General features: G+C 62.0%; 13 protein-coding genes. 10 read left to right on the top strand and 3 right to left on the bottom strand.

Annotation, left to right across the window (positions count from 1 at the left end; translation table 11 throughout):
• Positions 1–308: 308 nt before the first annotated feature.
• The 4 genes from dusA to VWZ81_RS04255 all read left to right on the top strand — a co-directional run bounded on the left by dusA (position 309) and on the right by VWZ81_RS04255 (position 3,955).
• Positions 309–1,331 carry a tRNA dihydrouridine(20/20a) synthase DusA gene (dusA, locus tag VWZ81_RS04240; protein ID WP_416542159.1) on the top strand — a complete coding sequence of 341 codons (1,023 nt, stop codon included), beginning with the start codon at positions 309–311 and terminating at the stop codon, positions 1,329–1,331.
• Positions 1,332–1,544: 213 nt separating this feature from the next.
• Positions 1,545–2,411 carry a sulfite exporter TauE/SafE family protein gene (locus tag VWZ81_RS04245; RefSeq protein ID WP_416534198.1) on the top strand — a complete coding sequence of 289 codons (867 nt, stop codon included), beginning with the start codon at positions 1,545–1,547 and terminating at the stop codon, positions 2,409–2,411.
• A 25-nt stretch (positions 2,412–2,436) separates the two neighbouring features.
• Positions 2,437–3,231, top strand: coding sequence for a hypothetical protein (locus tag VWZ81_RS04250; RefSeq protein WP_416542160.1), 795 nt, complete (start codon positions 2,437–2,439; stop codon positions 3,229–3,231).
• Positions 3,232–3,286: 55 nt separating this feature from the next.
• On the top strand, positions 3,287–3,955 hold the full coding sequence (locus VWZ81_RS04255) for an HNH endonuclease (RefSeq protein WP_416542161.1): 669 nt from the start codon (positions 3,287–3,289) through the stop codon (positions 3,953–3,955).
• 184 nt (positions 3,956–4,139) lie between these two features.
• Here VWZ81_RS04255 and VWZ81_RS04260 read toward each other — a convergent pair whose 3' ends face one another.
• The 3 genes from VWZ81_RS04260 to ccmI are packed head-to-tail and all read right to left on the bottom strand — an operon-like array spanning position 4,140 to position 6,099.
• On the bottom strand, positions 4,140–4,373 hold the full coding sequence (locus VWZ81_RS04260) for a DUF1289 domain-containing protein (RefSeq protein ID WP_416542162.1): 234 nt from the start codon (positions 4,371–4,373) through the stop codon (positions 4,140–4,142).
• A 5-nt stretch (positions 4,374–4,378) separates the two neighbouring features.
• Positions 4,379–4,852 carry a Holliday junction resolvase RuvX gene (gene ruvX, locus VWZ81_RS04265; RefSeq protein WP_416542163.1) on the bottom strand — a complete coding sequence of 158 codons (474 nt, stop codon included), beginning with the start codon at positions 4,850–4,852 and terminating at the stop codon, positions 4,379–4,381.
• Positions 4,849–6,099 carry a c-type cytochrome biogenesis protein CcmI gene (gene ccmI / locus VWZ81_RS04270; RefSeq protein ID WP_416542164.1) on the bottom strand — a complete coding sequence of 417 codons (1,251 nt, stop codon included), beginning with the start codon at positions 6,097–6,099 and terminating at the stop codon, positions 4,849–4,851. The genes ruvX and ccmI overlap by 4 nt, the downstream gene beginning before the upstream one ends.
• A gap of 281 nt (positions 6,100–6,380) precedes the next feature.
• Here ccmI and VWZ81_RS04275 point away from each other — a divergent pair, with 281 nt between their 5' ends.
• From VWZ81_RS04275 to VWZ81_RS04300, 6 genes are all read left to right on the top strand, one after another.
• Positions 6,381–7,625: a sarcosine oxidase subunit beta family protein gene (locus tag VWZ81_RS04275; RefSeq protein WP_340545855.1), complete on the top strand. Its 1,245-nt coding sequence runs from the start codon at positions 6,381–6,383 to the stop codon at positions 7,623–7,625.
• A 33-nt stretch (positions 7,626–7,658) separates the two neighbouring features.
• Positions 7,659–7,988 (top strand): sarcosine oxidase subunit delta, encoded by a 330-nt coding sequence (locus VWZ81_RS04280; protein ID WP_340545854.1) that lies wholly within the window; start codon positions 7,659–7,661, stop codon positions 7,986–7,988.
• Between the two features lie 58 nt (positions 7,989–8,046).
• Positions 8,047–11,079: a sarcosine oxidase subunit alpha family protein gene (locus tag VWZ81_RS04285; RefSeq protein WP_416540025.1), complete on the top strand. Its 3,033-nt coding sequence runs from the start codon at positions 8,047–8,049 to the stop codon at positions 11,077–11,079.
• Entirely contained in the window at positions 11,072–11,644 is a 573-nt protein-coding gene (locus VWZ81_RS04290) for a sarcosine oxidase subunit gamma (RefSeq protein ID WP_416534194.1), read from the top strand. Before VWZ81_RS04285 ends, VWZ81_RS04290 begins: the two co-directional genes overlap by 8 nt.
• A 179-nt stretch (positions 11,645–11,823) precedes the next feature.
• On the top strand, positions 11,824–12,279 hold the full coding sequence (locus VWZ81_RS04295) for a hypothetical protein (protein WP_340545851.1): 456 nt from the start codon (positions 11,824–11,826) through the stop codon (positions 12,277–12,279).
• A 114-nt stretch (positions 12,280–12,393) separates the two neighbouring features.
• Positions 12,394–12,819: a hypothetical protein gene (locus VWZ81_RS04300; protein ID WP_416534192.1), complete on the top strand. Its 426-nt coding sequence runs from the start codon at positions 12,394–12,396 to the stop codon at positions 12,817–12,819.
• Positions 12,820–12,917: the final 98 nt, after the last annotated feature.

A 12,917-nucleotide genomic window follows, 5' to 3' on the forward strand; every position in this document is an offset into this window, starting at 1 on the left:
ATTTATGGAGAAAATTGGGCCAAATTGCCCGGAAATGGTTAATAATAATGGCCAATGTTTAGCTAAATTTTTCTGGAAAACCCGGACTGTTTCCAGAACGCGCCCAATCCATTTGATCGGCCCCAGCTGATCAGTCCGCTTTCGTCGTCAGGGGCAGAACAGATGGGGACAGTGGCTTAGCAGCGCTTGCAGGCGGGTGCTGGAACTTGGGGTGGAAACAGTGCTACACGGCGCCGTCGGTGCTACAGTCTGTAGCGCCGCACCCGATAACGGGGCTGAATCGGGCCAGATCGAGGGAAACGGTGACAATGGAAAACTCGAAAAACCAAGAAGAAATAAGGTTTTCCGAAGTTCGGAACGCGGCGCGTCTTTCTGTGGCGCCCATGATGGACTGGACCGACCGCCATTGCCGGTATCTGCACCGGCTGCTGAGCCGTGAGGCGCTGCTTTATACCGAGATGGTAACGGCACCTGCCTTGGTGCGGGGCGGAGCGCTGCATCTGTTGGACTTCAGTGCCGAAGAGCATCCGGTGGCGCTGCAACTGGGCGGCTCTGACCCGGAGGAGCTGGCGCAGGCTGCCGTGTTTGGCGCCGAGGCGGGCTATGATGAGATCAATCTCAACTGTGGCTGCCCGAGCGACCGGGTGCAGTCGGGGGCCTTTGGCGCCGTGCTGATGAAAACGCCGGATCTGGTGGCCGATTGTGTAGCTGCCATGCGGGCAAAGGTCGATGTCGAGGTGACGGTGAAATGCCGCATTGGCGTTGATGACCAGGACCCGCAGGAGGTGCTGCCTGCCTTTCTTGAACGGATCGCGGCGGCGGGCTGCGAGCGGGTGACGATCCACGCGCGCAAAGCCTGGCTAAAGGGACTGAGCCCCAAGGAAAACCGGGATATCCCGCCCCTCGACTACGAGATCGTGCATCAGATGAAGGCGGAATTCCCGCAGCTGCATATCTCGCTCAACGGAGGGGTCGCACGGCTGGAGGATGCGCTTCTGCATCTGGAACGGGGACTTGATGGCGTCATGATCGGTCGCGCCGCCTATCATCAGCCCAGCGATATCCTGTCACAGGCGGATCCGCTCATTTTTGGCAGCGGCAGTGGAACCGATCCGGTCGCGGTTGTCGGGCAGATGCTGGGGTATATCGACGATCAGATGGCGCAAGGTGCGCGGTTGCATCAGATCACCCGGCATATGCTGGGGCTGTTTGCAGGCCGTCCGGGGGCGCGCAATTGGCGGCGGGTGCTGTCCGAAGGCGCCAGCCGACCGGGCGCAGATACAAGGTTGGTGGAGACCGCCCTGGAGCAGGTGACAGGCCTCGCGGCCTGATCCACCGGCGCGCGGAGGGGCAGGGCGCGGATCCACCGGCGCAGCCCTGCGACCACGGGTCACCGCCACAAGCTGCTAAGCCGCACGAATTCCTGAGACAATTTTTGCCCGCCCATGCTAGGGGATGGGAATGTCAGCGCAAGACAGCCGCCCATATCCGCTGCGGATGGGGTCGGTCTGCGGCCGCTGATCCGGGTAAGAGGAGAGCCGCCGATGTCAGCCCTGACAACCAGTCTTGTGACCACTGCCACCCTCTGGCCGGAGCCTGCCGTGCTGGCGCAGATGGCCGGTCTCTTGATCGTGACAGGCGCGGTGGCCGGGGTTCTGGCGGGCCTGCTGGGGGTTGGTGGCGGCATCGTTCTGGTGCCTGCGTTTTTCTACGTGTTTCAGACGCTGGGCTATGGGGGCGACCAGCTGATGCAGATGTGTCTGGCAACGTCTCTGGCGACGATCATCGTGACCTCTCTGCGCTCGGTGATGAGCCACAACAAGAAGGGTGCCGTGGATTGGGACATCCTGCGCGGCTGGGGGCCGGGAATTGCCATCGGCGCCATCGTCGGAGTCACCGTTGCGGCCTCTTTGCGGTCAACCACATTGCAGGCGCTGTTTGGCGTGCTGGCGCTGGTGATTGGTTGTTACATGGCCTTTGGCCGCTCCGATTGGCGGCTGGGCAACGAGATGCCCAAGGGCGCGCGCCGCATCATCCTGTCCCCCATGGTCGGGTTCCTGTCGGTGTTGATGGGCATCGGCGGCGGCAGTTTTGGCGTGCCATTGATGAGCCTGCATGCCACGCCCATTCACCGGGCTGTGGCCACGGCGGCGGGCTTTGGTGTGATCATCGCGGTGCCGTCGGTGATTGGCTTTCTGTTCCTGCCGATTGATCCGTCGGCGCGCCCGCCGCTGACGCTTGGGGCGGTCAATATGGTTGCCTTTGTGGTGGTGATCGCGATGACGCTGATCACCGCCCCCTGGGGGGTGAAGCTGGCCCATGCGATGGATCCGAAACCGCTGAAACGGGTGTTTGCGGTCTTTCTGATCCTTGTTGCGCTCAATATGCTGCGCAAGTCTCTGGGCTTCTGATTTCAGGTATTGGTAAGGTTTTGCAATGGATTGGCAGCGGTTCTTGACAAAGGGGTGGTGTGATTTTCCGGCCCATGCTGCCACATTGGCCTGGGCGCGCCACGCCCATCAGGCCGGGATCCGGGCCCTTAACGATCCGACCAATGCCGACTGGCTGCAATGTGAGGGCACCTGGTTCATCGGTGTTGATGCGCTGCCCAATGACGGGCGCGGCCAGCTGCCCGAGGGGCCGCCGCTGGCCGGCCCCGCCATCGACTTCATCAGCGCCCATCTTGGCGGCCTGCCGGATCTGCATCGCGCGCAGGTCTCCTCTGTCTTTCCGGGCTATCCACGGCCGCGCCCAGGTGAGGGGGAGGCGGCGCTGCGCTACCGGATCAACCGCGACGCGGCGCATGTGGACGGGGTGAAGATGTTCGGGGAGACCCGCCGCCGCCGGGTCGAGGAACCCCATGCCTGGGTGCTGGGGCTGCCGCTGAATGTCAGCAGTCCCGATGCCTCGCCGCTGGTGATCTGGGAGGGCAGCCATGTGATCATGCGCCGTGCCTTTGCAGCGCTGTTTCAGGGCGTTCCTGCGCAGCAATGGGGCGAGGTGGATGTGACCGACGCCTATACCGCTGCCCGCCGGGAGGTGTTTGACACCTGCCCAAGGATCACGGTTTCAGCCCGCCCCGGTAAGGCCTATCTGATGCACCGGCTGTGCCTGCATGGTGTCGCGCCATGGGCCGAGGGGGCCAGCGCCCCCGAAGAGGGGCGCATGATCGCCTATTTCCGCCCCGAGCTGGCGGATTGGACCCAGAGGTGGCTGGCGGAGTTGGAGTAGAGGGCATCATTGGGTTCTTCAGTGTTGAGATCACTTTAGTTGGGAAGGACGTTGGGTGAAGTCACTTAGAGAATATGGTGTCGAGGCTCAGCACCTGCGGCAGGCTTTGGAGAGCTTTAAGGCCGGGAACCACCATGGTGTCAAATACACGCCGTCAACCAGCACCTACATTCTATGCCGTATTGATTTTGAGCTATGGGATCTAAAACCGGTGGTGCGTATGGCATTGCGCCTAGTGGGCGAAAATATTGATCCGAACAATTTTACATCTCAACGGTTCCAAGGCGAGTTATCGACCCTTGGATATCATATTGTTCGGTTCGATGAACTCCGGCAGCGCCGCCTTGGCATGCGAGGGTTCGATGCAGATGAATTGATTGCTCCGCATTGTGTATACGTACCACCCTTCATGGCGGAGAAACGCAATGGATTTGCTTCTCCCGATGTTACAGGTGGTCAAGCGGGGCCAGCTTTCAGAAAGGGCGTGAGCAACCGGTTCGTTCGAAACTCCGAAGTTAGTCAACGAGTGAGACAGAGGGCCAACGGTATCTGTGGCGCGTGTCAAAACAAGTCTTTCGAAACCCCAAATGGTGGGTGGTTTTTGGAGGTGCATCACAAAAAATGGCTAAGCGAAGGCGGTGCTGATGTTGAGGAAAACATGATTGCCCTCTGTCCGAACTGCCACCGTCAGGAGCATTTCGGTAAGAATCGAAGGTACCGATGAATGAGGTGCCGGCAGATAAAAGGTCAGCATCCCTGCCTGAATGTTTCGCGTGCGAAACAATGGGTCAGCAGTTATTCCGCATGATTTTCAGAAGGTTACCGGCGCGTGCGCAACCATTGGCGGGCAAAAGCCGAGCGCTGTCAGCCCGCTATCCGTTGCCGCGCGACATGTGCCGCGCGCCGCGTTAGCTGCGGTTTAGGCGGGCGCTGCGGCCGCCGCGGCGCTTGGTCAGCTCCTTGGCGCGGTCGGGCAGGGCTGCGAGCAGCTCGGTGCGTTCTTCGTTGCTCATCTTTGACCAGCGGGTGATTTCGTCGATGGAGCGATAGCAGCCGGTGCAGATCCGCGCCTCGGGGTGGACGACACAGATTTGGATGCAGGGGGACTGCACCTCGTCACGTTTCCAGACCTCGTCACTCATGCGTTTTATCCCACCTTGATATGGCGCATGCGATCCAGCGCCCCTTGCAGGATATACGATGCGGCAACATGGTCGATCACCTCTGCGCGACGCTTTCGGCTCGTATCCGCCTCCAGAAGCGCCCTTTCGGCGGCGACCGTGCTCAACCTTTCGTCCCAGAAGCCGATCGGCAGTTCGGTCAGCTTGGCCAGATTGCGGGCAAAGGCGCGGGTTTTCTGGCAGCGCGGCCCTTCGGAGCCGTCCATATTGCGCGGCAGCCCCAGCAGCAGGGCGCCGACCTCGCGGGTCTTGACGATCTCGAACAGGCGGTCGGCATCCAGGGTGAATTTCTTGCGCCGGATGGTTTCCAGCGGCGTCGCCACGGTGCCCATACGGTCGGAGATGGCGACACCAACGGTTTTGTCGCCAAAATCCAGCCCCGCAATCGGGGTGAAGGCGGGGACGGCTGCGGCGAAGGCTTCGAAGTCGTCATGGATCATTGGGTCAGTCCTGCATTTTTCGCGGCTTCGGTGATGGTGGCGAGCGCCTCTGGCATCTCGGCAAAGACCTCTTGTGCCTCCGCGTAGATCGCCTGCGCGCGCTCGGTCTCTTGCAGCACGGCAAGGGCGCCGATCAGCCGCGCCCATTCCTGCGGTGTGCCGCCGCTGTCGGCCAGCCGCTGCGACAGCCCCTCGACCATGCCGCGGATCATCTGCTGGCGTTCCTGCGCGCTCATCTCCCCGGCCGCGGCGATATCGTCCTGGCTGGGACCGGAGAGCGCCGGGGTTCCGCCGGGGGCCGGTCTGCTGCCGGGGGCGATCGGCGTATAGTCGACCCCGGCGCGATAGGCGATATCCTCGATCTGGGCGGAGATGGCGGTGATCCAGGGGGCGCCCTCAGGGCCCATGGCCAGGGTCTCGCTCCAGACCTCATAGGCGAGGTCCGGGCGGCCGATCTGCGCCATCATCAGCCCCCAGTAGTAGCGCGCGCCGCCATCAAAGCGGTTGAGCGTCAGTGCGGTGCGCAGGGCGTCCTCGGCCTCTGGGGAGACATAGCCGCCTGCGGCCATGATCTGCAGCTCTGCCAGCTCGCCGAAATCGCGCGCCTCGACGTCGCCGGACATGATGCGGATGTAATTGGCCTTGGCCTGCGCGGCGGCGGCGAAATTGCCGAGGTTCGCCTCATGCTGGGCGAGCAGCGCCTGGCCCTGGGCGTCGTTGGCGCGAGCGGCGGCGGTTTCGCGCAGCTGATCGACCAGGGTCGCGTATCCGGGTTCCACCACGCGTTCGGGGCGGGCGGGGGCATCGGCCTCGGCTTCGGCCTGCGAGGGGCGGCTGGCGGCGCGTTCGGCGGCGGCATCAATCCGCAGCTGCAGGCCCAGATCGCTGTATCCGGGTGCCCCGAGATTGGCATAGAGCAGATAGGTGCCGGCGCAGATCACAGTGGTCAGCACAACAGCGGTTGCGCCGGTCAGCAGGCGCGGCTGCGAGCGGCCGGTGGCGGCGGCCTGCGCCTGGGCATCGGCGGTCAGGATGCGGCGCGAAATCTCAGTGCGGACCCGTTCGGCGTCGCCCTCCTGCAGCACGCCACGCGCCAGATCCTTGTCCACGTCGCGCAGCTGCTGGCGATAGACCTGAAGATCATAGGCCGCAGCAGGCGCGCCGCTGTCACGGCCCCGCAGCAGCACAAGGGACAGCAGAATGGCCGTGGCCAGCGTGATAAGACTGATGACAATCCAGAAGGTCATGGCGGCTCCCGCAGTTTCACACTCATGTATAGGGGCGCAGGCGCGGAAAAAAGGCCTAACTGCTGCGGCGCGCTGTCCCGGCTGGTCGGAGGGCCGCCTGCGCGCCAAAGCACAGGCAAAGCTCAGCCTACAGCTTCGGGCAAACTGGCTGGCATAGCGGCGGCGGCGCGTCGTCTTTGGGTCCGCATGTCGCAACCATGCACGATTGCGACGATAAACGGCGCAGCCCGGGGCGATCTGTGGTGCATACCCGGTAGCAGTCTCGAACCACGGATTCGCCCATGAAACGTTATTCTGCCTTTGCTGTCGCGCGTGAGGCGCTGCGCTACCACACCGGATGGGAACGCGCCTGGCGCTCGCCTGAACCGAAACGCCACTATGATGTGATCATCGTCGGGGCCGGGGGGCATGGTCTGGCCACAGCCTATTTCCTTGGCAAGAATTTCGGCATCACCAATGTCGCCGTTCTGGAAAAGGGCTGGCTGGGCGGCGGGAATACCGGGCGTAACACCACCATCATCCGCTCCAACTACCTGCAGGATCCCTCGGCGGCGATCTATGAGAAGGCGCGCTCGCTCTATGAGACGATGAGCCAGGACATCAACTACAACGTGATGTTCAGCCCGCGCGGCGTGATCATGCTGGCGCAGACCGAGCATGAGGTGCGCGGCTACAAGCGCACCGCCCATGCCAATGCCCTGCAAGGCGTGCAGACCGAATGGATCGAGCCTGCGCGCGTGAAGGAGCTGGTGCCGATCATCAACCTCGAAGGGCCGCGCTATCCGGTTCTGGGCGGCCTCTGGCAGGAACGCGGCGGCACCGCGCGCCACGATGCGGTGGCCTGGGGCTATGCGCGGGCCTGTTCCAACATGGGTATGGACATCATCCAGCAGTGTGAAGTCACCGGCGTGCGCAATGAGAATGGCCGCGTGGTTGGCGTCGACACCACCAAGGGCGCCATCGACTGCGACAAGCTGGGCATGGTGGTTGCGGGCAATTGTTCGCATCTGTCGGACATGGCGGGTTTCCGTCTGCCGGTGGAAAGCGTGGCGCTGCAGGCGCTGGTGTCCGAGCCGATCAAACCCTGCATGGATGTGGTTGTGATGGCCAATACCGTGCATGGCTACATGTCGCAGTCCGACAAGGGCGAGATGGTCATCGGCGGCGGCACCGACGGGTTCAACAACTACACCCAGCGCGGATCTTTCCATCATATCGAGGAAACCGTGCGCGCGCTCAACGAGACCTTCCCGATGGTCAGCCGTCTGAAGATGCTGCGCCAGTGGGGCGGGATCGTGGATGTGACCGGCGACCGCTCGCCGCTGATCTCCAAGACACCGGTCGGCAATATCTTTGTCAACGCAGGCTGGGGTACCGGCGGCTTCAAGGCGATCCCGGGCTCTGGCTGGGCGATGGCGGAGCTGATGGCCACAGGTCATTCGCCGTTGGCCGAAGAGTTTTCGATGATGCGCTTCAAGGAAGGCAAATTCATCGACGAGAGCGTCGCCGCCGGTGTGGCGCACTAACGCTGCAGAATTCAATTTTACGGAGCAAGCACAATGCTGATCCTTGAATGCCCCTATTGCGGCGTCAAAGCCGAAGAAACTGAACTGGCCGCTGGTGGCGAGGCGCATCTGAAGCGTTTTGGTCCCGGCTCGTCGGATGACGAGTTTCATGACTATCTGTTCATGCGCGAAAACCCCAAGGGCGTGCATTTTGAGCGCTGGCGCCATGCCAATGGCTGCGGCAAGTGGTTTCATGCTGCGCGCTGCACCACCACGCTTGAGGTTTTTGGCACCTACAGCGCCCAGACCACCGAGCCGCCCAAGGACATTCTGGATGCGGTCACGGCCAAGCGTCCCGGCTGGACATGGCGGGATCTGAAATGATCGCCTGTCTGAACGTTACCTCCCTTTTCGTCGCCCTCTCTTGCGAAAGGTCCGCCACATGAGCACGCGCCTTGCCAAAAACGGCCGGTTGATCGACCGCTCCAAACCGATCGAATTTACCTTCAACGGCAAGCGGATGAAGGGCTATGCAGGCGACACGCTGGCGTCTGCTCTGTTGGCCAATGACCAGATGATGGTTGGCCGCTCGTTCAAATATCACCGCCCGCGCGGTCTGGTTGCGGCTGGCCCGGAAGAGCCCAACGCCCTTGTTGGTCTGGGCACCGGCGACCGGTTTGAACCCAACCAGCGCGCCACCACGACCGAGCTGTTCTCGGGTCTGTCGGCGCAGTCGCAGAACCATTGGCCTAGCCTTGAGTTTGATGTCGGCGTGGCCAATAACGCGCTGGCGCGGTTCCTGCCTGCGGGGTTCTACTACAAGATGTTCATCCACCCGCGTCCGCTGTGGAAACATGTCTACGAGCCGATCATCCGCCAGTCCGCCGGTCTGGGCAAAGCGCCCGACAAGGAGCTGAAGGACGCCGACACCTACGAGCATTTCTATTATTTCGTCGATGTGCTGGTGATTGGTGGTGGTGTTGCGGGTTTGCAGGCGGCCAAGGCTGCGGCGATGTCCGGTGCCAAGGTTCTGCTGCTGGAGCAGCACAACTATTGGGGCGGCCGCGCGCCGGTTGATGGCGGCACCATCGACGGGATGGAACCCGGCGCTTGGGTCGAGAAAACCCTCGCCGAGCTGCGGGGCATGGACAATGTGCTGCTGCGCGACCGCTGCATGGGCGCGGGCGTCTATGATCACGGCTATGCGCTGGGGTATGAGCGTCTGACCGATCATGCGCCGGGGCAGGGTGGTCCGCGCCATCGTCTGTGGCGGATCCGGGCCAGCCAGATTGTGACGGCGACCGGTGCGATTGAACGGCCTTTGTCCTTTGCGGGCAATGATGTGCCGGGCGTGATGCTGGCGGCCTCGATGCGCGACTATGCGGTGAACTGGGGGGTGACACCCGGCCAGAAAGTGGTTGTGGCCACCAACAATGATGATGCCTATCGCACCGCGATTGCGCTGCATGCTGCGGGTGTCGAGGTGGTGCGCGTGCTGGATGCCCGCGACAGCGGCGGCGGCGCGCTGATGGAAGAGGTTCGTCAGCTGGGCATCCGCGTCGAATGTGGCCGGGCCATTGCCAAGGTGAAAGGCGGCAAGCGCGTCACCTCGGTGGCGATCTGTGCCCAGAACGGCGAAGGTGGTGCGCAGGAGGAGGTCGAGGCCGATGCGGTCGCGATGTCCGGCGGCTGGTCGCCGGTGGTGCATCTGTGGTCCCATTGCGGCGGCAAGCTGGTCTGGGATCAGACCCATGCGAACTTCCGCCCCGATGCCACCCGTCCGCCGCTGGGTGCGGATGGCAAGGGTTTTGTGATTGCGGCGGGGGCTGCCAATGGCGCCGCTGGTCTGGCGGAGGCGCTGAGCGATGCGCAGGCCGCAGGCGAGGCGGCGGCGAAGGCTGCTGGCCGCAAGGTCAAGGCAGGCACCGCGCCCGTTGGTGATGCCCCGACAGAGACGGCGATGGAGCCGGTCTGGCTGATGCCTGCCAAGGCCGACATCAAGCTGCGGATGAAAACCTGGCTGGACTATCAGAACGACGTCAAAGTGTCGGATGTGCAGCTGGCCGCGCGCGAAGGGTTCGAAAGCGTCGAACATACCAAGCGCTACACCACGCTGGGCATGGCGACGGATCAGGGGAAGTTGAGCAATATCAACGGTCTGGCGATCCTTGCTGATGCGCTGGGGTCTGAAATCCCGCAAGTGGGCACCACCACCTTCCGTCCGCCCTATCACCCGATTTCGATGGGGGCGATCGGCGGTGAGGCCCGCGGGGAGATCTTCCAGCCGCTGCGCAAGACGCCGATGTATGACTGGCACGACAGCAATGGGGCGGATTGGGAACCGGTTGGCCAGTGGCGTCGCCCCTACGCCTATGTTCGCTCCGGCGAGAGCGTGCATGACGCGGTGAACCGCGAGGTGAAGAACACCCGCGAGAACCTCGGCCTGCTGGATGCCTCGACCCTCGGCAAGCTGGTCGTCAAAGGGCCGGATGCGGGCAAGTTCCTCGACATGATGTATACCAACATGATGTCGACGCTGAAGCCGGGCAAATGCCGCTATGGTCTGATGTGTTCGGAGAACGGTTTCCTGATCGACGACGGCGTGGTTGCCCGGATCGACGAGGACACCTGGCTTTGCCACACCACCACCGGCGGTGCCGAGCGGATCCATGGCCACATGGAAGAATGGCTGCAGACCGAATGGTGGGACTGGAAAGTCTATGTTGCCAATGTCACCGAACAGCTGGCGCAGGTCGCCGTCGTTGGCCCCAACGCCCGCAAGGTGCTGGAAAAGCTGAATGAAAAAGCGGGCGGCGGTATGGATGTCTCCAAGGAGGCGCTGCCCTTTATGGAATGGCGTGATGGGGAAATCGGCGGCTTCAAGGCGCGGGCCTATCGCATCTCCTTCTCGGGCGAACTGTCCTACGAGATCGCGGTTGCGGCCTCCGAAGGTCAGGCGTTCTGGACTGCGTTGATGGAGGCGGGCAAGGAATTCGGGGTGATGCCTTATGGCACCGAATGTCTGCACATCCTGCGGGCCGAAAAGGGCTTTATCATGATCGGCGACGAGACTGACGGGACCGTTATCCCGCAGGATCTGGGGCTCAACTGGGCGCTGTCGAAGAAGAAAGAGGATTTCCTCGGCAAACGCGCGCATTCCCGCAGCCACATGGCCGATCCCGACCGCTGGCAGCTGGTGGGGCTGGAAACCGTAGACGGCTCGGTTCTGCCGGATGGCGCCTATGCGGTCGGCAATGGTGTCAACGCCAATGGCCAGAAAAACACCATCGGGCGCGTCACCTCGACCTATTATTCGGCCAATCTGGGCCGAGGCATTGCCATGGGTCTGGTCAAGCATGGTCCCAAGCGGATGGGCGAGGTGATCGAGTTCCCTGGCACCGACGGGACAATCTACAAGGCCAAGATCGTCGATCAGGTCTTTTACGACAAGGAAGGGGAGAAGCAGAATGTCTGATCCTGTCAGCGCAATGAATGGGGCGAAATTCTCCGGTCTGGCACAGGTCGAGGACAGCGGGTTGCAGGGTATGATCACTCTGCGCGGCGATCTGGCCTCTGCCACCCTGAAGGCGGCGGTAAAGGCCACCACCGGGGCGGATGTGCCGACCAGCGGTCAGATCTCCCTGACCGAGCAGGGCGGTGTGGCCTGGATGTCGCCGGATGAGCTGCTGCTGCTGGTCCCTTACGGCGAGGTTGACGCCAAGGTTGCGGATCTGGCAGAGGCGCTGAAAGGCGAACATGCGCTGGCCGTCAATGTCTCCGACGCCCGTGGTCTGTTCCGCCTGTCCGGTGACAGCGCCCGCGAAGTTCTGGCGAAAATCTGCCCGGTCGATATGTCGGCTGAGGCCTTCAAACCGGGCCAGTTTCGCCGCACGCGCATGGCGCAGGTGGCGGCGGCCTTCTGGCTCGACAATAACGGTGCATTTCACATCGTTTGCTTCCGCTCAGTGGGCGGATATGTCTACAACTTGTTATGCACCGCCGCGCATCCACAATCTAAGGTAGGTGCGTTAACTGGTTAAGGCAATTTAGCCTTGTGGTGCGTTTTACGTGCAGGTAAAGTGCTTCTGGATTTCCGGGGGCACTTTTTACTTGGCTTTGTTGGTTCTTCACCATTTGTGATTCATGATCACCGCCAATTAGGGAGTTATCTGTCTGCTGCATAGCCGGGCTATGCTGTATTAACTGGTGGGAGGTTAATATGTTCAAGGTCGCTGACCTGCTGCTGCCAATTGCAAGGACGCTGGGCTTTGCTGCCTGCGTGGCACTTGGCACCGGTCTGGCGACCCCGGCGGCGGCGCTGGAAGGGATTTATACCTGCAAGGTGAAATCGCTGTCTGGCCGAGGGTGGATCCCGCCGCTGATCAGCCTGCGTTTCCACGATGAATGGTCGGCGGAAGTGGTGCATTCCGGCAATGTCAGTGCGCTGTCCGGCCGCCCGCTGAAGGCCGGGTTTTTCCGCATCAGCGATATCTCCTACCGGGTCAGCTGGACGGTCACCAGCGCCTCGGTCGGCAATGGGGCAAGCGCGGTGGAAACTCATTATCGCGCGGTGTTCAACACCCAGAACAAGAAACTGTCGGTAAAGGTGATCTCCGGTGGCGTCGGGGAGAAATCGCCACGCGGCATCGGCCAATGCGCCCAGGTCACAAGTTAGCTGATGATGTCGCGGCTGCATCGTAGCGGCAATTCCGTAGAAAAGACTTCACAACCTGCGCGCGATTGACGATATAGCGGCTGTATCCATTTCCTGAGAGCGCGAGCATTCCCGATGAAATCTTTGATCAGAGCCGCAGTGGCGGCCTGCACCCTATTTGCCGCAGCGCCCGTTGTCGCGGCACCGGTGACCTATGATTGCCAGATCACCTCCTATGAGAAATACGGATGGCTGTCGCCGCGTGTTCTGGTCTTTGTCGATCATGACCAGAAAGTCACGGGCGTGATGGATGGCGTTATTGCCAGCGTACAGAAAACCCCGATGATCGTGCCTTACGATCTGCGTTCCAAAAACCGGCTCAAGCTGAAGTGGACCGTCAATAATATTGATGCGCGTTCGGGGTCTGCCAAGGCAAGCTATTCGGCCACGATGGATGAGCCGCGTATGAAGCTGTCGATTACAGCGCGCGTGCATGGCTATGATAACCGTCCGTCCGGCAGCGGGCCGTGCACCCGCAGCAACGTCAAGCTGAGCAAGTAAGCCCGCGGTGCAGGATCCGTGGCCGATCGTCTAACGGCCTGCGGCGGCTGCCTCTTTTCCTGCTGACCGGGTTATTTTTTAGCTGTTTCCCCGGCTTG

Origin of the sequence: Phaeobacter sp. JH20_34 (assembly GCF_048056095.1) — a bacterium.
GTDB classification, from domain to species: Bacteria; Pseudomonadota; Alphaproteobacteria; order Rhodobacterales; family Rhodobacteraceae; genus Phaeobacter; species Phaeobacter bryozoorum.

Bases quoted from the DNA above. Each gene is read 5' to 3' on its own strand.
- dusA (WP_416542159.1), top strand. From the start codon at position 309: ATGGAAAACTCGAAAAACCAAGAAGAAATAAGGTTTTCCGAAGTTCGG.
- VWZ81_RS04245 (WP_416534198.1), top strand. From the start codon at position 1,545: ATGTCAGCCCTGACAACCAGTCTTGTGACCACTGCCACCCTCTGGCCG.
- VWZ81_RS04250 (WP_416542160.1), top strand. From the start codon at position 2,437: ATGGATTGGCAGCGGTTCTTGACAAAGGGGTGGTGTGATTTTCCGGCC.
- VWZ81_RS04260 (WP_416542162.1), bottom strand. From the start codon at position 4,373: ATGAGTGACGAGGTCTGGAAACGTGACGAGGTGCAGTCCCCCTGCATC.
- ruvX (WP_416542163.1), bottom strand. From the start codon at position 4,852: ATGATCCATGACGACTTCGAAGCCTTCGCCGCAGCCGTCCCCGCCTTC.
- ccmI (WP_416542164.1), bottom strand. From the start codon at position 6,099: ATGACCTTCTGGATTGTCATCAGTCTTATCACGCTGGCCACGGCCATT.
- VWZ81_RS04275 (WP_340545855.1), top strand. From the start codon at position 6,381: ATGAAACGTTATTCTGCCTTTGCTGTCGCGCGTGAGGCGCTGCGCTAC.
- VWZ81_RS04280 (WP_340545854.1), top strand. From the start codon at position 7,659: ATGCTGATCCTTGAATGCCCCTATTGCGGCGTCAAAGCCGAAGAAACT.
- VWZ81_RS04285 (WP_416540025.1), top strand. From the start codon at position 8,047: ATGAGCACGCGCCTTGCCAAAAACGGCCGGTTGATCGACCGCTCCAAA.
- VWZ81_RS04290 (WP_416534194.1), top strand. From the start codon at position 11,072: ATGTCTGATCCTGTCAGCGCAATGAATGGGGCGAAATTCTCCGGTCTG.
- VWZ81_RS04295 (WP_340545851.1), top strand. From the start codon at position 11,824: ATGTTCAAGGTCGCTGACCTGCTGCTGCCAATTGCAAGGACGCTGGGC.
- VWZ81_RS04300 (WP_416534192.1), top strand. From the start codon at position 12,394: ATGAAATCTTTGATCAGAGCCGCAGTGGCGGCCTGCACCCTATTTGCC.